The following is a 23143-nucleotide window of genomic DNA, read 5'->3' as shown; positions in this document are numbered from 1 at the left end:
CCATGGCGTCCTCAATAGTCTTCGTTGCGGAACGTAGCCGTTGCGACCATCAGGTAGTCGTGCGGCATGCTGCTGCCGGCGGGGCGGAGATTGGTGACGTAGGGCCGCACCAGGTCGGTGATCACCTGCCACCGGTAATAGGCGCGCACCATGGTGAAATCCTTCCCGGCCCCCGGGGAAAATTGAAAGCCGCTCGTATCGAGATCGGACGAGGCGGCCGAGTCGACGCGCGGCACCGCCACGGGAAACTCAGACGGATCGGCGACTTCGCGGACATCGAGATAGAGCTTTTCCGGCTCGTCGACCTCGGTGGCGGAGCAGGTCATCAGGATGGCGATCTCGTCGCAGAAGGCCTGGCGGAATTCCGCCTGATCCATGTCCGTCGACTTGCCCTGGTTGAAGGTAATCTCGCCGGTGCGGATCTTGCGCGCCAGAGTGTCGGTTGCGTTGGCCAGCAATTGCTCGCCGGCGAAGGCGACGAACGTCTCGATCGAGGCGAAGACGACGATGAAGAACGGCAGGGCCAGGATGCCGAACTCGATTGCTGTCCCGCCTCTCCTATCGCCCAGCAGGCGACGAAGGAGGTGGCGCGACCCGCGCTGGCTTGCCTTGGATGCTTTCGCTTTTGTCGACATTGCGCCGTTCCATCATGTCACGTCGTGAGCGGGATGCGCAGTGCATGCAATTTCGCCCGCATCCCAATTTTTGCAATCGGTGCGAGAATAAGCGGAAACTGTTGAAGATTCGTTTTCCAAGACCCGAAGAATTTTAGTGGTCTTGGGAAGGCGTCAATTGCCGCCCGACGTGGCCGCCTTGCGTTCGGCATGACGCTCGCAATTCGGAGAGCAGGAGAACACGGTGCGCGTCGTCTGCTTGTAGACGCGCACGGTGTTGCCCTCGTCGATCGACACGAGGATGCGCTCGTCGACGATGGCATTGCCGTCCTGGTCGAGAATGACGAGGTTCGTCGTGCCGAAATTGCGGCCGGTCAGGACGATCGTCTTCGCGTCCGCAACCGTCGCGTCGGCGACGTCTGAATTGCCGATGATCACCTTGCTCACCGGCCGATCCAGCTTCAGCACGCGCGCGTGATCCATGTACACGCGCATCATCTGTTCCGCCGCGGCCGTTGCCCCGGCAGCAAAAATGCCGAAAAGCGCGGTTGTGACAAAGGCGAGCGTGGCGACCTGTTTGGTCGCGAAGTGGGTGTTCATGGCGCGTCCCGATGGCGAATGGCTGCCCGCATCTTGGCCTGTTTTGGTGAATGAAAGGTTACATTAGTCTTCGGCAATTTATGGCGTCTCTTTCCCGCACATTTACCCAAGAAAGAACGGTGGCCCGTTTACTTCATGCTAACCGGTTTCCTTAAGCCGGTGGCAATTCGCCCCCGCTAATTTCAGGGTATCCGATCAACGGCAAACAGTTGGCGGACGTGCTGAACAACAACGTGAAGTAGGAGAACCTCCATGAAGACCATTCTCGCCCGCCTGATCAAGGACGAATCCGGTGCGACTGCCATCGAATACGGCCTGATCGCTGCGCTGATCTCTGTTGCCCTGATCACCGGCGCAACGGCGCTTGGCACCTCCCTCGATAACATGTTTAACGCCCTCAGCGGTCAGATGACGACCGCCCAAGACAACATGTAATTGCGTTCGGGCGTAGCAACGAACACCGAGAGCCGTTTCCTGCGAAACGGCTCTCTTTTTGGACAGTAGGTTGCTTTGTATCTCTTGGGGTTTAAGAGGACGGCATGACGATCGCGTGCATCCTGGTCATCCTTCCGTTCTGTCTCGCGCTGGCTGCGTTCTCGGACCTTTTCACGATGACGATACCGAATCGCATTTCAGTGATTTTGCTGGGCGCCTTCATCATTGTTGCGCCACTTGCTGGCTTGGGGATGGGAGAGATCAGCCTGCATATTGCTGCGGCCACCTTGGTCTTTGCCGTCTGCTTCTGCCTTTTCGCGGTCAACATTATGGGTGGCGGCGACGCCAAACTTCTGACCGCATGCGCCATCTGGTTCGGCCTCGATGCGTCGCTCGTCGCCTTTCTGGTATATGTCTCGATTTTCGGTGGCTTGTTGACCTTGGCCGTCTTGTTCCTGCGCAGGCAGGAGAACGCGATTCTGGCGAGCGGCATTCCGGTACCGCAGCTCCTGCTGACGGCGAAAAAGATACCCTATGGCATTGCGATCGCGCTCGGCGGCTTTGCCGCCTATCCCTCGTCGCCGCTGATGGAAGCCGCCTTCGCGCAGCTCTCATGACGACGGTATAGCCGCGAAACGCGCGTTACCTCTCGTTAACCGCGTTCATAAGCGATCCGTTAACTATAATTACACCAATTCCTGATCAATCTGTCCCCGGGGATTTCCAGGGGCTTAGAAGATCATGAAACCGGTGCGCATCATCATTCTGGCGGTAGCCGTGGGTTCCGCGGCAATGGCTGGGCTATTGGCGATGAAGCTCACCCGTGCTCCCTCGCAGCATACGGCGGAACCGCTTGTCGAGCAGGCGCCGAGCGTCAATGTGCTCGTTGCAAGCAAGAGCCTGCCGGTCGGCTCCCGGCTCGGTGGTGATTCGATCCACTGGATGGCCTGGCCGAAAGATGGCGTCGCCGAGGGCATGATCACCGAGGAAAACCGCCCGGCTGCCATCGACGACCTTTCCGGGGCGGTCGTGCGCCTGCCGCTCTTCGACGGCGAACCGGTTCGACAGGAAAAGATCGCCGACCCGTCCAATCGCATCATGTCGTCGCTGCTGCCGGCCGGAAAGCGGGCCGTCGCCACGGAAATCACCGTTGCGACCGGTGCCGGCGGCTTCATCCTGCCCAACGACCGCGTCGACGTCATCATGGTGCGCAAGTCCGACGGCGACGTCTATCTGACGGAAACCGTGCTCAGCAATGTCCGGGTGTTGGCGATCGACCAGCAGGTCGAAGAGAAGGACGACGGCTCGAAATCCGTCATCGGCACCACCGCGACACTGGAGCTCACGCCCGACCAATCGAAAGTCATGACGGTCGCCCAACAGATGGCCGAGCGCATCTCGCTGGCGCTGCGCAGCGTCGCCGATGCGCAAGAAGCCGATACGACGGCTGCCGACTACCTTTTGAGCGGCGACGGCCAGCCGAGCATCCAGGTCATCAAATCCGGTTCCATCGTCAAGAACGATGAAACAACCACGCAGAACCAGCAGTAAAATCGGACGGGGCGCAACGTGAAGCGGAGCGGAAACACATTTCGGACCTGTCTGGCAGCCGGTCTTTCATTCTCCCTGGCATTTTCAGGCGTGATCCTGCCGGCGGCCCCGACGGAAGCGGCTGCTTCATCGGTCGTCCGGATCGTCGAGAGCGGCCCGGGCGTCAAGAAGAAGGTCAATCTCGGTCTCAACAAAGCCGTGGTCGTAGATCTTCCGACGGACGCTCACGATATTCTCGTTGCCGATCCGGCACTCGCCGATGCCGTGACGCGCACGTCGCGCCGCATCTACCTGTTCGGCAAGACCGTCGGTCAGACCAATATCTTCGTTTTCGGACCGAATGGCGAGGAGATCGTCAGCCTCGACGTTGCCGTCGAGCGCGACGTCGCCGGCCTCGAAGCCAATCTGCGCCGCTTCATTCCAGAGGCGGACATCAATGTCGAGATCGTCTCCGACAACGTGGTTCTCACCGGTACCGTCCGCACACCGCTCGACTCGACCAAGGCCGTCGACCTTGCCCGCGCCTTCCTGCAGGGCGGCGAAGCGACGACCCGAAACATTACTGCCCAGGGCACAAACGGCGATGCCGATATTTTTGCCGAGGAACGCCAGACCTCCCAGATCGTCAATCTGCTGACGGTCGAGGGTGAGGATCAGGTAACCCTGAAGGTTACTGTTGCCGAGGTCAGCCGCCAGGTGCTGAAGCAGCTCGGCTTCAACGGCCGCGTATCCGACGGCGAAAGTGGATTGAGCTTCCGCAACCCAGCCAATCTAGGCAACGCGATCGGCGTCGGCGTGAACTCGATCATACAGAACAATGTCGGGGGCACCCTGGTCCAGAGCTACATCAATGCGATGGAGCAGGCCGGCGTGATGCGCACGCTTGCGGAGCCTAGCCTAACGGCGATTTCCGGTCAGGAGGCCAAGTTCTATGTCGGCGGCGAATTCCGCCTTGCCGGCCCGCAGGAGATCACGACGGAAGAGGATCCGGCTACCGGACAGGCCGTGCCGGTCGTTGAACGGGAAGTAGAGGATGCCGAATATGGCATTCGCCTGAACTTCAAGCCTGTCGTCCTCGGTGCCGGCCGCATCAGTCTGGCCATCGAGACGGAGGTCTCGGAGCCGACATATGAGGGATCGGTTGTAACGGGAAACAGTTTTAGAGATATCCCCGGCCAAACCTTCCTCGGCATCCGCCGGCGTGAAGCCTCGACCAGCGTCGAGCTCCCCTCCGGTGGTTCGATCGTCATCGCCGGCCTGGTGCAGGACAATATCCGCCAGGCGATGTCCGGACTGCCGGGCGCCTCGAAGATCCCGATCCTCGGCACGCTCTTCCGCAGCAAGGACTTCCAGCGCAACGAGACGGAACTCGTGATCATCGCGACGCCCTATCTGGTGCGGCCGGTGGCCCGCAGCGCACTGGCGCGGCCGGACGACAATTTCAACCCGGCCAATGATCTCGAAAGCTTTTTCCTGGGCCGCGTCAACCGGATCTACGGACGTCCGGAAGCGGCACCGCCTGTCGGCCGCTATCACGGCAATGTCGGCTTCATCTACAAATAGGTCGGGTCATGCACAACCGAAACGCACTTTGCAAAAGACTTGAAAGGCAGGCCCCGATGTCACCGACCCGCACTTCCGCGCGCATGGCCGCATTGGCGATCGTTGCCGGCCTGCTCGCCGGCTGCGGCAGCAAGGACAAACTTTCGACCGGGTCTATCCCGGACGACTACCGGACCCGCCATCCGATCGTGATTGCCGAAGGCGAGCGGGCGATCGATATTCCCGTCGCCTCCGGTGACAGGCGGCTGACCGCGGGCACTCGCGACGTCATCCGTGGCTTTGGCACCGAATACCGCAACGCTTCCAGCGGTGTCGTCCAAATCATGCTGCCGCGCGGTTCCGCCAACAGCCATGCCGCGCAGATCGTCCGCAAGGATATCCGTCGCCAGCTGGCCGCCGTCGGCGTGCCGCCGAAGAGGATCATCGAGACGAGCTACGAAGCGCTTGCGCCGGGCGACGCCGCACCCATCCGCCTGCGCTATGTCGCGATCACCGCGCAGACCGAGCCCTGCGGCGAGTGGCCCGAGGATCTGACCGTCAACACCTTGCAGAACCGCAACTACTACAATTTCGGCTGCGCTTCGCAGTCCAACCTTGCCGCGCAGATCGCCAATCCGACCGATCTGATCGGCCCCCGCCAGATGTCGCCCGTCGATGCCGCCCAGCGCGGCGAAGTGATCGACGCCTGGCGCGACGCGGCCGCTGACTGAACGACGGCGGGATGATGCAGGAGTTTCAAAGATGAGCGCGATTGAATACAGCATCGATACCGGCGGAGCCGAGTTTGCCCCCGACGGATCGCGCCCCGGCGACCTCGATCAGCTTCGGCCGTTGCCGCGCATTTCGATCCACGCCTTCTGCGAGAGCGAGGCGATGCAGCGCCTGATGGAGCGCTGCGGCCAGGATCGCCGCATGGCGAAGGTGAGCCTGCGCATCACCGGAGGCAGCATCGCCGCTGCCGCCAACATGTTCGCGAGCGTATCGACGCCCAATCTGATCATCCTCGAGACCGCCACGGAGCCGCGATCCCTGCTTGGCGAGCTGGCGCCGCTCGCCGAGGTCTGCGACCCGACCACCAAGGTGGTCATCATCGGCCGCCACAACGACATCGCGCTCTATCGCGAACTGATCCGCAACGGCATCTCCGAATATATGGTCGCGCCGGTGGCGATGGCGGACCTGCTGTCGGCGGTTGCGGCGATCTTCGTCGATCCCGAGGCCGAGCCGGTCGGGCGGAGCCTCGCCTTCATCGGCGCCAAGGGCGGCTGCGGTTCGTCGGTGATCGCCCATAATTGCGCTTGGGGCATTTCCAACCTGTTCTCGACGGAAACCATCCTCGCCGATCTCGATCTGCCCTACGGCACGGCCAATATCGATTTCGACCAGGATCCGCCGCAGGGGATTGCCGAGGCCGTCTCGGCGCCGGACCGGCTGGACGAGGTCTTCCTCGATCGGCTCTTGACCAAATGTTCTGAGCACCTGTCGCTGCTCGCCGCCCCCTCCATGCTCGACCGTGCCTATGATTTCGAGGCGGGCGCCTTCCAGCCGATCCTCGAGATCCTGCAGCGCAGCGCCCCCGTTTCGGTGCTCGACGTTCCGCATGGCTGGTCGGACTGGACCCGCTCCGTGCTCGGGGAGGCCGACGAGGTGGTCATCACCGCCGTCCCGGACCTCGCAAGCCTCAGAAACACGAAAAATCTCCTCGACGCCCTGAAGAAGCTTCGGCCGAACGACCGGGCGCCTCATCTCGTCCTCAACCAGGTGGGCATGCCGAAGCGTCCGGAAATCGCCCCCAACGAGTTCTGCGAGTCGCTGGAGATTGAGGCCGCCGCCATCATCCCCTTCGATGCGGTGCTCTTCGGAAACGCCGCCAACAGCGGCCGGATGATTGCGGAAATCGACAGGAAATCCCCGGCCGCCGAGACCTTCTCGCAGCTCGCCCATCTTCTGACCGGACGCACCGCGATCAAGAAGGCGCGCAAGGGCGGCCTCGGCAAGGTTCTGGCGAAGCTCGGCAGGCGATAGGCATCCCCGCGGCGGAGGGATCGATTAAGCAAAGTGGAATGAAGTGATGTTTGGCAAACGCGGAAATGAGGGTTTTGGCAAGACTGGCGCGCAATCGCCCGTGGCGCCGCCGGCCATGCCGTCGGCGCCGTCGACGGTGATGGAGCGTGCTGCCGCGCCGGTTCTCGCCGAGCCGGCGGTTGCGGCGCCCCGCGTTCAACCGGCCGCTCCGGCGCGCCGCCGCGCACCGCGGGCGGAGGACTATTACGATACGAAATCGCAGGTTTTCTCGGCGCTGATCGACACGATCGACCTGTCGCAGCTCGCCAAGCTCGATACCGAGAGCGCGCGCGAGGAAATCCGCGACATCGTCAACGATATCATCACCATCAAGAATTTCGCGATGTCGATCGCCGAGCAGGAGGAGCTGCTCGACGACATTTGCAACGACGTGCTCGGCTATGGCCCGCTCGAGCCGCTCCTGGCGCGCGACGACATCGCCGACATCATGGTCAACGGCGCCGGCCAGACCTTCATTGAAGTCGGCGGCAAGGTCGAGGAGTCGGAGATCCGCTTTCGCGACAATGCCCAGCTGCTGTCTATCTGCCAGCGCATCGTCAGCCAGGTGGGCCGCCGCGTCGACGAATCGAGCCCGATCTGCGACGCGCGCCTGCCGGACGGCTCGCGGGTCAACGTCATCGCGCCGCCGCTGGCGATCGACGGGACGGCGCTGACGATCCGCAAGTTCAAGAAGGACAAGCTGACGCTCGAGCAGCTCGTGCGCTTCGGCTCGATCACCCCGGCCGGTGCCACGCTCCTGCAGATCATCGGCCGCGTCCGCTGCAACATCGTCATTTCCGGCGGCACCGGTTCCGGCAAGACGACGCTCTTGAACTGCCTGACGCGTTACATCGACGCCGACGAGCGGATCATCACCTGCGAAGACTCCGCCGAACTGCAACTGCAGCAGCCGCATGTGGTCCGTCTCGAAACCCGCCCTCCGAACATCGAGGGCGAGGGCCAGATCACCATGCGCGACCTGATCAAGAACTGCCTGCGCATGCGCCCGGAACGCATCATCGTCGGCGAAGTGCGCGGCCCGGAAGTCTTCGACCTGCTTCAGGCGATGAACACCGGCCATGACGGCTCCATGGGCACGATCCACGCCAACACCCCTCGCGAGTGCCTGAGCCGCATGGAGTCGATGATCGCCATGGGCGGCTACACGCTGCCGGCCAAGACCGTGCGCGAAATCATAGCCGGCTCCGTCGACGTCATCATCCAGGCCTCGCGCCTGCGCGACGGGTCGCGCCGCATCACCCACATCACCGAGGTGACCGGCATGGAAGGCGACGTCATCGTCACCCAGGACCTCATGCGTTACGAGATCGACGGTGAGGACGCGAACGGCCGGATCATCGGCCGCCATGTTTCGACCGGCATCGGTCGTCCGCATTTCTGGGATCGCGCCCGCTATTTCAACGAGGACAAGCGGCTCGCCGCCACGCTCGACGCGATGGAAAAAAACTAGAGCGGGTTCCGACGGAAAGCCGCTGAAGCGAAGGAACAGACCAAGCGATGTTCGGGATAGACATCACCGTTCTGGCAGTGGCCGGCCTCGTCGCGATTGCCGCGGCGGCGCTCGCCTACGGTGTGCTCTATTCCCGGATCGAAAACGACAAGAAGGCGGAGGGCCGCCTGCGCCGCGTCGGTGCCGCCGAGACCGACCGCGCCAAGCTCAAGGCGGCGCGCGACCGCGTCAACGAAATGTCCAAGCGGCGCAAATCGCTGCAGGATTCGTTGAAGGAGCTCGAAAAGAAGCAGCAGGAGAAATCCGCCAACGCCGCCCCGTCTATGAAGAAGCGGCTGGTCCAGGCCAATCTGTCGATCTCACTGGCGCAGTTCTACCTCTTCAGCGCGATCTTCGGCCTGTTCGCCCTGATCGTCGTTCTCATCGCCGGGGCTGGCCTTTGGATCGCTGTCGGCGTCGCTCTCATCACCGCGGCCGGTCTGCCGCGCTGGCTGGTCGGGGCGATGGTCAAGCGGCGCTGCAAGAAATTCCTTGACGAGTTCCCGAATGCCCTCGACGTCATGGTCCGCTCGATCAAGTCCGGCCTGCCGCTGAACGATGCCTTGCGGCTGATCGCCAGCGACGGCCAGGAGCCGGTGAAGACGGAGTTCCGCCGCGTCGTCGAATCGCAGCAGGTCGGCCTGAACGTACCGGAGGCCTGCGCCCGCATGATCCAGAGCATTCCGCTGCCCGAAGTGAACTTCTTCGCGATCGTCATCGCCATCCAGGCGCAGGCCGGCGGCAATTTGTCCGAAGCGCTCGGCAATCTCTCCAAGGTCCTGCGCGAGCGCAAGAAGATGAAGGCGAAGGTGGGCGCCTTGTCGATGGAAGCCAAGGCCTCGGCCTGCATCATCGGCGCACTGCCCTTCATTGTGGCAACGCTCGTCTATCTGACGTCGCCGGAATACATGATGGTGCTTTTCACCGATCCGCGCGGCCACCTCATCATGGGCGCCTCGGCCGTCTGGATGAGCATCGGCATCTGGGTGATGCGCAACATGATCAATTTCGACATTTGAGGCGGCGATGGACGGCTGGATAAGGACGCTCACCGATCCGAACATCATCATCGCAGTTCTCGTGTCGATGGCCGTGCTTGCGACCTTCTACTCGCTCGCCGTGCCGTTTTTCGAGCGCGGCGACCTGACGAAGCGGATGAAGTCCGTCGCCACCGAGCGCGAGCAGATCCGCGCCCGCGAGCGCGCCCGGCTGAACGCCGAAGCGGCCGCCGGCAAGGCCAGCCTCAGGGCGCAGCACAATAGCTCGGTCCGCCAGATCGTCGAGCGGCTCAATCTCCGGCGAGCGCTGGTGGACGAAAACACCGTCAACCGCCTGAAGACCGCCGGCTACCGTACCCAGAACGCCCTGAACACCTTCCTTTTCGCCCGCTTCTGCCTGCCGTTCCTGTTTCTGGCCGTGGCCATCGTCTATATTTTCGTGCTGGGCAACTTTGCCGACAAGCCGTTCATGCTGAGGATATGCTTCGCGCTCGGTTTCGCCTATCTGGGTTTCTACGCGCCGAATATCTTCATCGCCAATGCGATCTCGAAGCGACAGCATTCGATCCGCCGTGCCTGGCCGGACGCGCTCGACCTCCTGCTGATCTGCGTCGAATCCGGCGTGTCGATGGAGCTCGCCATGCGGCGCGTTGCCGACGAGATCGCCGCCCAGTCGCCGGCGCTGGCCGAGGAGCTGGTGCTGACGACGGCGGAACTCTCCTTCCTACCGGATCGGCGCATCGCGCTCGAAAATCTCGGCCTGCGCGCCGGCCTCGAGGAGGTCAAGGCGGTGATGCAGGCGCTGATCCAGGCCGACCGCTACGGCACGCCGATCGCTCAGGCGCTGCGCGTGCTGGCGCAGGAAAGCCGCGACCAGCGCATGACCGCAGCGGAAAAGAAGGCGGCCGCGCTGCCGCCGAAGCTGACGGTGCCGATGATCCTCTTCTTCCTGCCGGTCCTCGTCGCCGTGATTCTCGGCCCCGCCGGCATCCAGGTGGCGGATAAGTTCTAATGCATGTCGCCCAACGTGTGCAGCGGTTTTGGAATGACGACATGCACAAAAATAAAGTTCTAAAGCGCGCCGCGTGAACCCTTTTGAGCGCGCCGCACTTTAGAGGAGCCTAATACGCCCCGTCCTCAAGCGCAAATCACCTGAGCTTCGCCTTCAGCGAAGGATCCGGAAAGCAGGTCGGCGCCAGGCCGTTCTTCGCCTGCCAGTCGCCGAGCGAGCGGCGCGTCTTGTAGCCCGGCAAGCCGTCGACCTTGCCGACATCGTAGCCGATCGCGACAAGCGCCTTCTGCATGCCGAGAACGTCGGAGCGCAGCATCTTGCCGACGTCGCCCCATTCGCCGCGGAAGGCGCCACCGCCCGAAGCGATGCGGTCGGCAAGGTTGCCGATGAACAGGGCGTAGAGGTCGGAATTGTTGTATTCCTTGATCACGTAGAAATTGGGCGTGACGACGAAGCCCGGCCCGTGGGTGCCGGCCGGCACCAACATCATGCCGGAAGCCGGACGCTCGGCGGAAGGAAAGGCCTTGCCGGAAACGCGGGTAATCCCCATGCCGGCCCAGTCGGCGATCGGCCGCGCCAGGTCGGGGCCTTCCTGAGCGCAGGAGACGCCGTCCGGGATCGACACTTCGAAGCCCCAGTCGCGGCCGCTCTGCCAACCCTTTTCAGACAGATAATTGGCGATCGAGGCGAGGCTGTCCGGCACGGAACTCCAGATGTCGCGGCGGCCGTCGCCGTCAAAGTCGACTGCATATTTCAGGAAGCTCGAGGGCAGGAACTGCGGCTGGCCCATGGCGCCGGCCCAGGAGCCGCGCATCTCACTTTCCTTGACATCGCCGCTCTCAAGGATGGTGAGCGCCGCGATCAATTCGCGCCGAAAAAGCTCCGGCCGCGTCGACATGAACGCCTTGGTCGCCAGCACGTCCATGATCGGATGCGGGATCTTCGCCCGGCCGAAGCCGGATTCCCGTCCCCAGATGGCAAGCACGACCTGTCCCGGAACGCCGTAGCTCCGTTCGATCCGCTTTAAGGTCGAGGCATGCGCGGAGGCGAGGCTGCGGCCGGTCGCGGCGAGGCCCTGCAGCCGCTTCTCGGAGAAGTAGGAACCCGGCGAGGAGAACTCGGCCTGACTCTGCTTGCGCTCCTTCGCCTTCGGGAATCCGGGCGGCGCCAGATCGGGCAGGTCCCAATTGAGCTTCACATCGGCGAAGACGGCCTTGAATGCGGCGCTCGATATGCCGGCCTGTCTCGCCTCCGGCCAGAGATCGTTCGCAAGCCACTGACGGAACTTTGCTTCGACATCGGCCTTGGTGGCGGCGTGGGCGGGAAGGTTGAGGGCGAGGAGTGCGGCGATGGCCGCGAGGATTAGGCGTGCGCGAGGCTTACCCCCCTCTGCCCTGCCGGGCATCTCCCCCACAAGGGTTGAGTTTGGCGGGCGGCAAGGGCTTCCCCCTGCGGAAAGAGACGTGTGCGCGGCGGCGGTGTTGTGGATTTGTGCGCTCGCCCCAACCTGATCTCCCCCCCTGTGGGGGAAATGCCCGGCAGGGCAGAGGGGGGTGCTCTCCGCACGGAGACCTGCAAACCACGAGCGAAAACGAGACTTCAAACGCATCGGCATCCCTTCAGATCGTCGTGCGCGCCCGAAGCGCGGCGGTCAGTGTCCCTTCGTCGAGATAGTCGAGCTCGCCGCCGACGGGAACGCCATGGGCGAGGCGGGTGATCTTCACCTCCATGCCCTCGAGCTGGTCGGTGATGTAGTGAGCTGTCGTCTGGCCCTCGACGGTCGCGTTGACGGCGAGGACCAGTTCGCGGACGCCGCCCTTGGCGACGCGATCGACGAGCCCCTTGATGTTCAAATCATCCGGCCCGATGCCGTCGAGCGGCGACAGCGTGCCGCCGAGCACGTGGTAGGCAGCGTTCAGCGCCCCAGCGCGCTCCAGCGCCCAGAGATCGGCGACGTCCTCGACGACGATGATCACCGCCTGGTCGCGCCGCTCGTCGGTGCAGACAGTACAGGGATCAATCGTATCGACATTGCCGCAGCAGGAGCAGATCTTCACCTTGCGATGCGCCTCGCCCATCGCCTCGGCCAGCGGCCCGAGCAATTGCTCCTTCTTCTTGACGAGATGCAGTGCCGCGCGGCGCGCAGAACGGGGGCCGAGCCCCGGCACCTTCGCCAGGAGCTGAATAAGCTTTTCGATTTCGGGACCGGTGACTCGCTTTGCCATGGCCGGCTTTTAGCGCATCTTCCCGACAAACGGAATCGCTTTGACGGCGATCTCCGCCAATCAGAAGGGCAGCTTCATGCCGGGCGGGATCGGCAGGCCGGCAGTGAGTTCGCGGGTCTTTTCCGCCTGCACCGCGTCCGCCTTTTCCTTGGCGTCCTTGTGGGCGGCGACGATCAGGTCCTCGAGGATTTCGACATCGTCCTCCTTGAAGAGCGAAGGGTCGATCTTCAGGCTCTTCATATGGCCCTTGCCGTCGAGCCGGACAGTGACGAGGCCGCCGCCGGCGGTGCCGTCGACTTCGAGCGCGGCGATCTCCGCCTGCAGCTTCTCCATCTTGGCCTGCATTTCCTTGACCTTGCCCATCATGCCGATGATGTCGCGCATCGTCGTCTCCTGTCGGTTGCTATGTCTGCCTGAATTCGAAGGCGCCCGCGTCTCGGCGCCTACTCGATGTCGTCGCCGGGTACGATATCGCCGTCCGCGGATTCGGCGGCCGCCGGGGCGAGCGTTTCGGCCTCTTCTTCCGCGGCGCGGATTCGCACGTCGGTAATCCGCGCCCCCGGAAAGCGCGCCAGGATCGCGGCGACGTCCGGATCCTGGCGGGCGTCGTTGACGCGTTGTTCCTGGGCACGTTGTTCGGCCTCGACAAGCGTCGGCTCGCCCGGCTCGCGGCTGTAGCTGACGACCCAGTGGATGCCGGTCCACTCCTTGAGCTTGACGGCCAGTTCGTTGAGCAGCGTCTTCGGGGCGTCATCGGGAAGATTGACGTCGAGCCGACCGGGCTCGATATGGACGAGCCGCAGGAAGCCGCGCACCAGCGTCTTGAGCTTGATGTCGCGGTTCTTCGCGCAGAGTTCGGCGATGTCGCTCACCGAATTGACTGGCACCTTCGGCTCTGGTTTGGCAGCCACAGGTGCCGGCCTCTCCTCGATGCGTCCGACACTGATCGGCTGGGCCGCGGCATCCGGCACGGCGCGCAGCATGGTGGCACCATTGCCGGAGGGGCGCTGCATGGGCGCCGCCTCGACGGAGCGAGCCTGTACCGGCGGCTGTGCGGCCTGAGACTGGGTGTTGCCGCCATTGCGGGCCGGGGCCGGGCGTCCCTCGCCCGGCTCGCCGCCCGAAAGCTCGAGCAGGCGCCGCGCCGCCTCTTCCGGCGAGGGAAGATGGGCGGCATGGGCGAGCCGGATCAGCACCATCTCGGCGGCACCCGCCGGACGCGCCGAGCTTTCCGCCTCGGGAATGCCCTTCAAGAGCATCTGCCAGATGCGCGACAAGGTCGTCACCGCGACGCTGCCGGCGAATTCGGCGCCGCGCTGGCGCTCGATCTCGCTCAAGGACTGATCGTTGGCCGCCTCCGGCACATATTTCATGCGGGTCACGAGATGCGTGAAGTCGGCAAGATCGGTAAGCACCACCGTCGGATTGGCGCCTGCCTCGTATTGCGCCGCGAATTCGTCAAGGGCTGCCGCCGCGTCTCCCTTGATGACGTGCTCGAAGAGATCGACGATCCGGGCCCGGTCGGCGAGACCGAGCATCGAGCGCACGGTTTCCATCTCGACCGAGCCGCCGCCATGGGCGATCGCCTGGTCGAGGAGCGACAGGCCGTCGCGTGCCGAACCTTCCGCCGCGCGCGCCACCATGGCGAGCGCCTCTGGCTCGAAGGGCACGGCCTCCTTGCTCAAGATGGTAGAGAAGAGCCCAACCAGGTCTGAGGCGCTGATGCGCCTCAGGTCGAAGCGCTGGCAACGCGACAGGACGGTGATCGGAACCTTGCGGATCTCGGTCGTCGCGAAGATGAACTTCACGTGCTCCGGCGGTTCCTCGAGCGTCTTCAACAGGCCGTTGAATGCCTGGGTCGAGAGCATGTGCACTTCGTCGATGATATAGACCTTGTAGCGCGCCGAAACCGGCCTGTAGCGCACCTGCTCGATGATCTCGCGGATATCGTCGATGCCAGTATGGGAGGCGGCGTCCATCTCGATGACGTCGACATGGCGCCCGTCCATGATCGCCTGGCAGTGCTCGCCGGGAACGCGCAGGTCGATGGTCGGCTTGTCGATCTCGCCGGTCTTGTAGTTCAACGCCCGCGCCAGGATGCGCGCCGTCGTGGTCTTGCCGACGCCGCGCACCCCCGTCAGCATATAGGCCTGGGCGATGCGGCCGGTCTCGAAGGCGTTGGTGAGCGTGCGCACCATCGGCTCCTGGCCGACCATCAGGTCGGAGAAATCCTTGGGGCGGTATTTGCGCGCCAGAACGCGGTAGGCGGCCGGTTTTTCGACGGGTGAAACTGGGGATGAAATGGGCGCTTCGTCGCTCATCGACCCTGCCGCTGTTCGAACTCTTGTCCCGACAGGACGGAGAAGGTGGGAGGCTGGCACGATGACCCGTGCCGGGGCTCGTTAGGGCTGCTTCCTTCCGGACCTGACCCGGTTGGCGAGTGGCTCGTCCACCACCAACCTCCCGGCTTCCATATCGGCAATATCTGAAGCAAATGCAAGCCAAGCCGCCAAAAAACTGCTATCAGTATAGAATACAACGCGAATCCGCTTGATCCCAAGGAGATTTTCTTGACGGAATTCACGCTCGACGAGCGCCTCGAGCGCGACGGCATACCCATCGCCCCGATCGGCCTCTGCCAGATGCGCCTGATGAACGACCGCCGCTGGCCGTGGCTGATCCTCATTCCCCAGCGCGCCGACGTTTCGGAGGTCTTCGAGCTCACGCCGCTCGACCAGGCGATGCTGACTTTCGAAACGAACATGGTGGCGGCGGCGCTCAAGAAGGCCACCGGAGCAGAGAAGATCAATATCGGCGCGCTCGGCAACATCGTCCGGCAGCTTCATGTGCATGTCATCGCCCGCCGCGAGGGCGATCTGAACTGGCCGGGTCCGGTCTGGGGCTTCGGCAAGGCAGAGCCGTGGCCGGAGGGCGCGCATCAGGCATTCGCAGCACGTATATTGGAAAATTTTTGAACATGACGAAAACGATCTTCGATCTTCACAGCCCCCATCCGGAGCCGAGCACCTTCGTCGCCTTCGCGGAAAACCATCTCGACCGGCAGTCCGAGCATCGCGCCGACGATTGCGTCGAAAAGGCCCTCAAACATCCGGGCGCGCATTTCCTCGCCTTTTCCGGCGCGAAGCTGATCGTCAAGCATGACGAGAAGATCATCGATCCGCTTTTCGCGCCCTATGAGCTCGCCGGTCTCGAACCGACGATCGACGAGGCGATCCTGCTCGGCTTCCTGCCGAACGGCGAGCCGCGCCTCGCCGTGCCTTCCGGCCTGACCGAGGAGACTGTGCCGGGACCCTTCAAGATCGCCGATGCGCGCATGCTCTACCGGCAGCAGATGCTGCCGGAGGAGCTCCTCGGGCAGTTCGCCCAAGGGTCGAGCCTGATCACCTGGAACGCCAACAACCGCTTCTGCGGCCGCTGCGGCGGGCCGATGGACGGTGCCGCCGGCGGCTACCGGCGGATCTGCACCGCCTGCGGCCACATGGTGTTTCCGCGGACCGATCCGGTCGTCATCATGCTGACGGTCGACATCGAGCGCGACCTCTGCCTGCTCGGCCGCAGCCCGCATTTCGCGCCGGGCATGTATTCCTGCCTTGCCGGTTTCGTCGAGCCGGGCGAGACGATCGAGAACGCCGTGCGCCGCGAAACGCACGAGGAATCGGGCATCCGCATCGGCCGGGTGCGCTATCACGCCTCGCAGCCCTGGCCGCTGCCGCACTCGCTGATGATCGGCTGCTATGCCGAGGCGCGATCGACCGCCATCAAGCGCGACGAGCAGGAGCTCGAGGACGTGCGCTGGTTCACCCGGGCGGAGACCGAAGCGATGCTGGAGCGTTCGACTGGGGTCGCCACGACGCCGGATGAGCACATCCCGCCGCCGAAGGGGGCAATCGCCCACCAGCTGATGCGAGACTGGTTGACCTGGCCGGAGCGTAGCTGACCGCGAAGGGACGGGAATGAATGGCGCGATCCGAACGGCTCATCGATCTCATCCAGGTGTTGAGACGTCACCGGCGACCGGTGAGCGGCCGGCAGCTGGCCGAGGAGACCGGCGTCAGCCTGCGCACCCTCTATCGAGACATCGCCAGCCTGCAGGCCCAGGGCGCCGAAATCGAGGGCGAGGCGGGCGTCGGCTATGTCCTCAAGCCGGGCTTCCTGCTGCCGCCGATGATGTTTTCCGAGGAGGAGATCGAGGCACTGGTCCTCGGTTTGCGCTGGGTGACGAAGCGCGGCGACAAGAGGCTCGCGGCAGCGGCGGCCGACGCGCTGGCGAAGATCGGCTCGGTGCTGCCGGCCGAGCTCAAGGAGAAGCTAGACGGGTCCACGCTGCTCGTCGGACCACGTCAACCGGTTGCCGACCGGATCGACCTCGGTGTCTTGCGCAAGGCAATCCGCTCCGAACAAAAGCTCGAGCTCGGCTACCTCGACAACGACGGCCGCGACAGCCGCCGCACGGTCTGGCCTTTCGCGCTCGGCTTCTTCGAGGAGACACGGGTGCTCGCGGCTTGGTGCGAGCTCCGTCAGGATTTTCGGCATTTCCGCACCGACCGGATTGCAGAAGCGGCGATACTCGACAGCCGCTACCCACGCCGCCGCCAGGCTCTGCTCAAGGACTGGCGCGCCGCTCGTGGCGTCGATCCCGTCGGGGTTTGATTTTCTTTTCGGTCACGCGCGCACTGCTGACAAAAACTGACAGCAGTCATTGCTAGCTTGAGGGTCTCGAAACAAGGAGACCATCATGGCAAAACCCAATCTCATCGTCCTCTACGTCGCCGACCCGCTGGCCAGCGTCGAGTTCTATCGCAAGCTGCTCGGCAAGGAACCGACTGTAGCCTTTCCGAGCTTCTCCTCCTTCGAGGTGCAGGAAGGATTCGTTCTCGGTTTGTGGGCAAATGCCGGCGTCAAGCCCGGGCCGGTCGGCGAAGGTAGCCGCGCCGAGCTCGCATTCATGGTCGAGGGAGAAGAGGCAGTTCGCGCCCACTACGAGGAATGGCAAGCGATGGGGCTGCCGATCGCACAGGAACTGACGAGGATGGATTTCGGACCGACATTCGTCGCCCTCGATCCGGACGGGCATCGCCTGCGCGTCTGCCTCTACGACAACTGAAGGCTTCCTCACACCCCGCCCGAGAAAGACGGCGGGGCGTGGAAGACTTGACGCTGCACGGTCGCTACCGCGTCCGGCGTCTTTTCAGGCCCAACGAAGGTCGCCGCCGCAGTTTGAAACTGCGCGCGGCCATCCGTGGGTTAGCGGCCGTAGACGGCAGCCTGAATCTGGGAACGGGAAAGACCGATGTCGCTCAGCGCGTGGTCGTCCAGAGCGTTCAGCTCGCGTACCGCACGGCGCAGTTTTGCGTATTCCATGATCTTCTGACGGATCTTCATTTTTGACACTCCATTTTCTTTTTCTTGACGAAGGTCAAATAGGCATTTGCCTAAGATTTAAGAAGTTCCATGATTGCAAATTAGGCATGCGCTGGACGCGTAGCCGATTAACGATAATTCGCCGCTTTTCCGGGACGTCGTCACCTTTCCATCCCGCTTCCACCAAAATCCCGAACATCGGTATATGGTCGTCCAAAGTGCTGCGGCGACCGCCTGACCGGATTGACCACGTCGCGATTGCCCGAGGATGGCGGCTGGGTAAATAACCGTGCGAACGGCGTGACCGGATGGAGACCGACCCGCACACCTTCCTGCCTGAACCTCAGAGCACGCCGCGCATCGGGTGCGCCCTGTACGTCCCGAGGATGCGCACATTTTCCGAGAAGAAGCGCAGCTCGTCCATCGCGTGTCGCACCCCCTCGTCGTCCGGATGGCCCTCGATATCGGCATAGAACTGCGTCGCCACGAACTTGCCGCCGAGCTGGTAGCTTTCGAGCTTCGTCATGTTGATGCCGTTGGTGGCAAAGCCGCCCATCGCCTTGTAAAGGGCTGCCGGAATGTTGCGGACGTTGAACACGAAGGTCGTGATGATCAGTTCGTCGTCCGACTTGCGCGTCGTCCGCTGCTCCTCGCGCGACAGCACGACGAAGCGGGTGACGTTGCTGTCAGTATCCTCGACGTTCTCGGCGATGATGTCGAGGCCGTAGAGGTCGGCGGCCAGCCGCGGGGCGAGCGCCGCCATCGAGCGGTCGCCGGTCTCGGAAACGAGCTTGGCGGCACCGGCGGTATCGCCGGCGACGATCGGCTTCCAGCGATTGGCGCGGACGATCTTGCGGCACTGGCCGAGCGCATGGATATGGCTGTGCACGGTGCGAATCTCGTCATGCTTGACGCCCGGAAGCACCATAAGCTGGAAGCGGATCGGCATGAAATATTCGCCGACGATGTGGAGGCGCGATTCGGGCAGCAGGTGATGGATATCGGCGACGCGGCCGGCGATCGTGTTCTCGATCGGGATCATGCCGAGATCGGCATCGCCGTTCTCGACCGCCAGAAAGGCGTCCTCGAAGGTCTGGCAGGGCAACGGATCCATCGACGGGAACATGTCCCGGCAAGCCATATCGGAATTGGCGCCGAAGTCGCCCTGGAAGGCAATCCTGTTGGTCTTGACGGTCACGTTGGCTGTCCTTTCAGGCCGCGAGCATGCGGCGGGCTTTTTCGAGGTCGGCCGGCGTGTCGACGCCGAGCGGCACGGAATCGACGATCTCGACGTCGATGCGCATGCCGGCCTCGAGCGCCCGCAACTGTTCGAGCGATTCGCGCCTTTCGAGCGTCGAAGGCTTCAGCGACACGAAGGTCTCGAGTGCGCTCCGCCGGTAGGCGTAAAGGCCGATATGGTGATAGAGCGGGCCTGCGCCATGCGGCGCCGTCGCGCGGGTGAAGTAAAGCGCCCGCAGCCGGCTCTCCGACAGCGGCGATCCGACGACCTTGACGACGTTCGGATTGGTCTTCTCGTGCTCGTCGGTGATTTCCACTGTCAGCGTGGCAATGTCGGTCGCCGCGTTTTCGAGCGGCCTCAAGGCTGAGCGGATCGGCCCGGGCTCGATCGTCGGCAGATCGCCTTGGACATTGATGACGATCTCCGCCTCTCCGTTCGGGTCGGCCTTCTGCAGCGCCTCGTAGATTCGGTCGGAGCCGGACTGATGATCGATGCGGGTCATGACCGCTTCGAAGCCGGCGTCGCGCACCGCCTCGTAGACCTCGTTGTGATCGACGGCGACGACGATCCGGCCGACGTCTGCCTCCGCTGCGCGCCTGGCGACCTGGACGATCATCGGCAGGCCGCAGATGTCGGCGAGCGGCTTGCCCGGCAAGCGCGTCGAGGCCATGCGCGCCGGGATGAGCACCAGGGCTTTGCCCGAATTTTCACGATTCATCGTCATGCCTTCAAAAACCCCTGAGAAAGTGTCAAAAGGTCTCACTTCGGGGTCGATAATCTCTGTTGCAACGCAGAGCCAAAAGACATAGGTTCCGCGCGATTTCAAGATGGGCCGGGTTTTTGTTTGCGCCGGTGGCAAAGGGAGCGTTTGCAGATGAATCCATATGTGAACATGGGTGTGGGTGCCTTGCTGGGTACGGTCTTCGTGCTGATGACCGTGTCCATTGCGTCTGAAGGCATTTTCCATTCTGAAGCTCCCGAAAAGGAAGGTTTTGCGATCGTCGCCGAGGAACCGACGGCTGAGGCCGGTGCGGGCGGCGGCGAGGAAGCAAAGTCGGAACCGATCGGTCCGTTGCTCGCCAAGGCCGATGCTTCCGCCGGCGAAGCCGTGTTCAAGAAATGCGCAAGCTGTCACACCATCGAGAAGGGCGGACCGAACAAGGTCGGCCCGAATCTCTGGGGCCTCGTCAACCGTCCGGTCGCCTCGCATGAGGGCTTCGCCTACTCCGCCGGCATGAAGACCTTTTCCGAAGGCGGCAAGGTCGTCTGGGACTACGACCACCTGAGCTATTTCCTCGAGGCGCCGAAGAAGCACGTGCCGGGCACGGCCATGGGCTTTGCCGGCCTCAAGAAGCCGGACGAGCGGGCGAACCTGATCGCCTGGCTGCGCGAAAAGGCCGACACCCCGGCACCGCTGCCGGCGGCGGATGCGACCGGCGCGACGGAAGCGGCACCGGCTGCCGCCCCTGCCCAAGATGGCCAGACGGCGGCTCCTGCCCCGGCTCCGGCCGAAGCTGGTCAGGCGGCGGCCCCTGCTCCGGCTCCGGCACACTAAGCGCCCCGTATTTCTCTGGGAGAGCCCGGTCATCGACCGGGCTTTTTCTATCCGATCAGTCGCCGTCGGGTGAGCGCCGAAAAGCTTTGCGCCGATGCCCGCGCCTATCGGATTTTTCTTGGGCGATGCTAATATCTGTGCAACTGACACTGTAACCAAATGCAATCCGGTCGGAGCTTGGTCCCTCTGCATGTAAGTGGGACGGTTGCGCTCGGAGCGAAGGAGCGGACGATAGATGACCAGCGGCGGAACTTTCCTCATCGAGACACATCCGAACCCCATGGCAGCGGGCGAGCGCGAGACTCTGCTCAAGAACCCGGGCTTCGGCCGCGTGCTGACCGATCACATGGCGACGATCCGCTATTCCGAGGGACGCGGCTGGCATGACGCCAAGATCGAGCCGCGGAAGGCTTTCGATCTCAGCCCGTCGACGGTGGTGCTGCACTATGCCCAGGAGATCTTCGAAGGCATGAAGGCCTACCGACTGCCGGACGGCGGCGCCACATTGTTCCGCCCGGGCGCCAATGCGCGCCGTTTCACCAACTCCGCCAATCGCCTGGCCATGGCGCCCTTGCCGGAAGAGCTATTCGTCGAATCCGTGCGCGCCCTGGTGCGGGCGGATCGCGATTGGATTCCGGCGGCTGAAGGCGCCTCGCTCTATCTCCGGCCGTTCATGATCGCCACGGAGGCGATCCTCGGCGTCAAGCCGTCTTCCGACTATCTCTTTTGCGTCATCGCCTCGCCGGTCGGCTCCTATTTCAAGAGCGGCGCACCAGCGGTGACCCTTTGGGCTTCCGAGAATTACACGCGGGCGGCCCCCGGCGGCACCGGTGAGGCGAAATGCGGCGGCAACTATGCAGCAAGTCTCGCCGCACAGGCGGAAGCGACCCGCGAGGGCTGCGACCAGGTCGTCTTCCTCGACGCCGTCGAAAAGCGCTGGATCGAGGAACTCGGCGGCATGAACGTCTTCTTCGTCTTCGAGGACGGCTCGCTGCAGACGCCGCCGCTCACCGGCACGATCCTGCCGGGCATCACCCGCGATTCGCTGATCACGCTGGCCCGCGACCTCGGCCTCACGGTCCGCGAGGAGCCCTATTCGATCGATCAGTGGCAGGCCGATGCCGAAAGCGGCCGGCTGACCGAGGCCTTCGCCTGCGGTACGGCCGCGGTGGTGACGCCGATCGGCAAGGTGAAGGGCCGCACCCGCAACTTCACGATTGGCGACGGCGGCGCCGGCCCGGTGGCCGCACGGCTGAAGGCCGCGCTGCTCGACATCCAGAACGGCCGCGCCCCCGACGGGCACGGCTGGCTCGATCGGTTGTTCTAGCGGGGGCACCCCACATCACATCAACAGATAGGCCCAGGCCGAAACGCTGACGACGCCGAGCGCGGTTGTCAGCGTGATGGTCGAGGAGGCGAGGCCGTGGCCGACATTGAAGTGGTTGGCGATCAGCCAGGCATTGACGCCGGTCGGCACGGAAGAGGTAAGGACGAGGGCGGCGGTCCAGCTGTCGCTTAGGCCCAGGAGATGGCAGGCGGCAAAGACGGCGCCCGGCAGCACGACGAGCTTCAGCGTGCTGGTAACGGCGGCAAGTCCGGTATTGCCGGCGAGCCCGTATTTGTCGAGCGCCATGCCGATCGAGATGAGTGCTGCGGGCGCGGCGACGCCGGCAAGCTGGTCGACGACGATCTTGGTCGGCCCGCCGAGCGGCTGGCCGAGAAGATGGAAGAGCGCGCCGAAGGCGAGCCCGATCACCAGCGGGTTGCGGACGAGATTGCGGCCGACGCCCGCCAAAAGCTTTACGAGGCTCTGGCGTGGTCGGCCGCTTACCTTCTGGTCGGCGCGGTCCATCATCACGGTCCCGGCGATCATCATCACCGGCAGATGAACCGAAAGCAGGATCGAAAGCGCGATGATCCCCTCTTCCCCGACCACCCGCGACACCAAAGGCAGGCCGATGAAGACCGTATTGGCAAAGGCCGAGGAGACACCGGCCAGCACGCCCATGCGCGGATCACGGCCGAAGCCGAGCGTGGCGGCCAGATGGCCGAGGGTCCAGGTGACGGCAACGCCGGAGAAATAGGCGACCCAGAGCGGCCAGGGCGACCCCTCCTTGAAATCCGCCTCGGCGATGGTCCGGAACAGAAGGACCGGCACGGCGACGCGGAAGACGAAATCGCCCAGCGCCTCGCCGACGGGCGGCTTCAGGTAGCCGAACTTCACGATTAGCCAGCCGGTCAGAATCAGCACAAAGATCGGGAGCACATTCAGGAAGACTTCGGACATGCGCCAGCCTTATCACGAAATTTTGGCTTGATCCGACCGATTGCGATCGGTTCCCGCGAGCGGGCCGGAGGGGAGCGCGCCCGGAGTCGCGCATCTGTGATTCATGC

25 protein-coding genes and 1 other RNA gene are annotated in these 23143 nt (G+C 63.7%); 15 read left to right on the top strand and 11 right to left on the bottom strand.

The genetic code is table 11. The annotated features are described in order from the left end of the window. Positions 1–11: 11 nt before the first annotated feature. Positions 12–635 (bottom strand): TadE/TadG family type IV pilus assembly protein, encoded by a 624-nt coding sequence (locus ATC00_RS26935; protein ID WP_064255093.1) that lies wholly within the window; start codon positions 633–635, stop codon positions 12–14. Positions 636–788: 153 nt separating this feature from the next. Then, complete coding sequence (locus ATC00_RS26930) at positions 789–1214, bottom strand: pilus assembly protein N-terminal domain-containing protein (RefSeq protein ID WP_064255092.1); 426 nt, start codon at positions 1212–1214, stop codon at positions 789–791. Between the two features lie 252 nt (positions 1215–1466). Here ATC00_RS26930 and ATC00_RS26925 point away from each other — a divergent pair, with 252 nt between their 5' ends. From ATC00_RS26925 to ATC00_RS26885, 9 genes are all read left to right on the top strand, one after another. After that, entirely contained in the window at positions 1467–1649 is a 183-nt protein-coding gene (locus ATC00_RS26925; protein WP_064255091.1) for a Flp family type IVb pilin, read from the top strand. A gap of 104 nt (positions 1650–1753) precedes the next feature. Beyond that, a complete protein-coding gene (locus ATC00_RS26920) occupies positions 1754–2266 on the top strand; it encodes an A24 family peptidase (protein WP_064255090.1) in 513 nt (170 codons plus the stop codon). Between the two features lie 124 nt (positions 2267–2390). Then, entirely contained in the window at positions 2391–3200 is an 810-nt protein-coding gene (gene cpaB, locus ATC00_RS26915; RefSeq protein ID WP_064255089.1) for a Flp pilus assembly protein CpaB, read from the top strand. An 18-nt stretch (positions 3201–3218) separates the two neighbouring features. Next, positions 3219–4763 carry a type II and III secretion system protein family protein gene (locus tag ATC00_RS26910; protein WP_064255088.1) on the top strand — a complete coding sequence of 515 codons (1545 nt, stop codon included), beginning with the start codon at positions 3219–3221 and terminating at the stop codon, positions 4761–4763. Positions 4764–4819: 56 nt separating this feature from the next. Next, positions 4820–5473: a CpaD family pilus assembly protein gene (locus ATC00_RS26905; protein ID WP_064255087.1), complete on the top strand. Its 654-nt coding sequence runs from the start codon at positions 4820–4822 to the stop codon at positions 5471–5473. Between the two features lie 31 nt (positions 5474–5504). Continuing rightward, positions 5505–6788 (top strand): AAA family ATPase, encoded by a 1284-nt coding sequence (locus tag ATC00_RS26900; protein ID WP_064255086.1) that lies wholly within the window; start codon positions 5505–5507, stop codon positions 6786–6788. A gap of 46 nt (positions 6789–6834) precedes the next feature. Further along, the gene (locus tag ATC00_RS26895; protein ID WP_064255085.1) at positions 6835–8298 is read left to right on the top strand and encodes a CpaF family protein; all 1464 of its coding nucleotides are present in this window, start codon (positions 6835–6837) and stop codon (positions 8296–8298) included. A gap of 47 nt (positions 8299–8345) precedes the next feature. Then, a complete protein-coding gene (locus ATC00_RS26890) occupies positions 8346–9356 on the top strand; it encodes a type II secretion system F family protein (RefSeq protein ID WP_064255084.1) in 1011 nt (336 codons plus the stop codon). A 7-nt stretch (positions 9357–9363) separates the two neighbouring features. Then, on the top strand, positions 9364–10347 hold the full coding sequence (locus tag ATC00_RS26885; protein WP_064255083.1) for a type II secretion system F family protein: 984 nt from the start codon (positions 9364–9366) through the stop codon (positions 10345–10347). A gap of 136 nt (positions 10348–10483) precedes the next feature. Here the strand turns inward: ATC00_RS26885 and ATC00_RS26880 are convergent, their stop codons facing one another. The 5 genes from ATC00_RS26880 to ffs all read right to left on the bottom strand — a co-directional run bounded on the left by ATC00_RS26880 (position 10484) and on the right by ffs (position 15036). Further along, positions 10484–11752: a lytic murein transglycosylase gene (locus ATC00_RS26880; RefSeq protein WP_412458433.1), complete on the bottom strand. Its 1269-nt coding sequence runs from the start codon at positions 11750–11752 to the stop codon at positions 10484–10486. A 214-nt stretch (positions 11753–11966) separates the two neighbouring features. Continuing rightward, positions 11967–12572 (bottom strand): recombination mediator RecR, encoded by a 606-nt coding sequence (gene recR / locus ATC00_RS26875; RefSeq protein ID WP_037390629.1) that lies wholly within the window; start codon positions 12570–12572, stop codon positions 11967–11969. Positions 12573–12632: 60 nt separating this feature from the next. Then, positions 12633–12956, bottom strand: a complete 324-nt coding sequence (locus ATC00_RS26870; protein WP_037390630.1) for a YbaB/EbfC family nucleoid-associated protein — start codon at positions 12954–12956, stop codon at positions 12633–12635. A 59-nt stretch (positions 12957–13015) separates the two neighbouring features. After that, the gene (locus ATC00_RS26865) at positions 13016–14893 is read right to left on the bottom strand and encodes a DNA polymerase III subunit gamma/tau (RefSeq protein ID WP_037390631.1); all 1878 of its coding nucleotides are present in this window, start codon (positions 14891–14893) and stop codon (positions 13016–13018) included. A 45-nt stretch (positions 14894–14938) separates the two neighbouring features. After that, an RNA gene (gene ffs / locus ATC00_RS26860) (signal recognition particle sRNA small type) lies at positions 14939–15036 on the bottom strand. A gap of 106 nt (positions 15037–15142) precedes the next feature. Here ffs and ATC00_RS26855 point away from each other — a divergent pair. From ATC00_RS26855 to ATC00_RS26840, 4 genes are all read left to right on the top strand, one after another. After that, positions 15143–15547 (top strand): HIT domain-containing protein, encoded by a 405-nt coding sequence (locus tag ATC00_RS26855; protein ID WP_064255082.1) that lies wholly within the window; start codon positions 15143–15145, stop codon positions 15545–15547. Between the two features lie 2 nt (positions 15548–15549). Further along, positions 15550–16530, top strand: a complete 981-nt coding sequence (nudC, locus tag ATC00_RS26850; protein ID WP_037390633.1) for an NAD(+) diphosphatase — start codon at positions 15550–15552, stop codon at positions 16528–16530. A gap of 20 nt (positions 16531–16550) precedes the next feature. Continuing rightward, the gene (locus ATC00_RS26845; protein WP_064255081.1) at positions 16551–17243 is read left to right on the top strand and encodes a helix-turn-helix transcriptional regulator; all 693 of its coding nucleotides are present in this window, start codon (positions 16551–16553) and stop codon (positions 17241–17243) included. Between the two features lie 85 nt (positions 17244–17328). Next, positions 17329–17697 (top strand): VOC family protein, encoded by a 369-nt coding sequence (locus ATC00_RS26840; protein WP_064255080.1) that lies wholly within the window; start codon positions 17329–17331, stop codon positions 17695–17697. Between the two features lie 140 nt (positions 17698–17837). Here ATC00_RS26840 and ATC00_RS30600 read toward each other — a convergent pair whose 3' ends face one another. The 3 genes from ATC00_RS30600 to ATC00_RS26830 all read right to left on the bottom strand — a co-directional run bounded on the left by ATC00_RS30600 (position 17838) and on the right by ATC00_RS26830 (position 19912). Next, on the bottom strand, positions 17838–17975 hold the full coding sequence (locus ATC00_RS30600) for a DUF1127 domain-containing protein (protein WP_012710021.1): 138 nt from the start codon (positions 17973–17975) through the stop codon (positions 17838–17840). A gap of 322 nt (positions 17976–18297) precedes the next feature. After that, entirely contained in the window at positions 18298–19152 is an 855-nt protein-coding gene (locus ATC00_RS26835) for a prephenate dehydratase (protein ID WP_037390636.1), read from the bottom strand. 13 nt (positions 19153–19165) lie between these two features. Continuing rightward, on the bottom strand, positions 19166–19912 hold the full coding sequence (locus ATC00_RS26830; protein ID WP_037390652.1) for a 3-deoxy-manno-octulosonate cytidylyltransferase: 747 nt from the start codon (positions 19910–19912) through the stop codon (positions 19166–19168). Between the two features lie 156 nt (positions 19913–20068). On the opposite strand from ATC00_RS26830, the gene ATC00_RS26825 reads away from it, so the two are divergent. After that, positions 20069–20749, top strand: coding sequence for a c-type cytochrome (locus ATC00_RS26825; RefSeq protein WP_064255079.1), 681 nt, complete (start codon positions 20069–20071; stop codon positions 20747–20749). Positions 20750–20984: 235 nt separating this feature from the next. After that, the gene (locus ATC00_RS26820) at positions 20985–22076 is read left to right on the top strand and encodes a branched-chain amino acid aminotransferase (RefSeq protein WP_037390638.1); all 1092 of its coding nucleotides are present in this window, start codon (positions 20985–20987) and stop codon (positions 22074–22076) included. 15 nt (positions 22077–22091) lie between these two features. Here ATC00_RS26820 and ATC00_RS26815 read toward each other — a convergent pair whose 3' ends face one another. After that, positions 22092–23036 carry an AEC family transporter gene (locus ATC00_RS26815; protein WP_064255078.1) on the bottom strand — a complete coding sequence of 315 codons (945 nt, stop codon included), beginning with the start codon at positions 23034–23036 and terminating at the stop codon, positions 22092–22094. Positions 23037–23143: the final 107 nt, after the last annotated feature.

The organism is Sinorhizobium americanum (assembly GCF_001651855.1).
Lineage (GTDB): Bacteria > Pseudomonadota > Alphaproteobacteria > Rhizobiales > Rhizobiaceae > Sinorhizobium > Sinorhizobium americanum.
The sequence above is the reverse complement of the archived record's forward strand: the minus strand, read 5'-3'. Positions and strand labels throughout refer to the sequence as shown.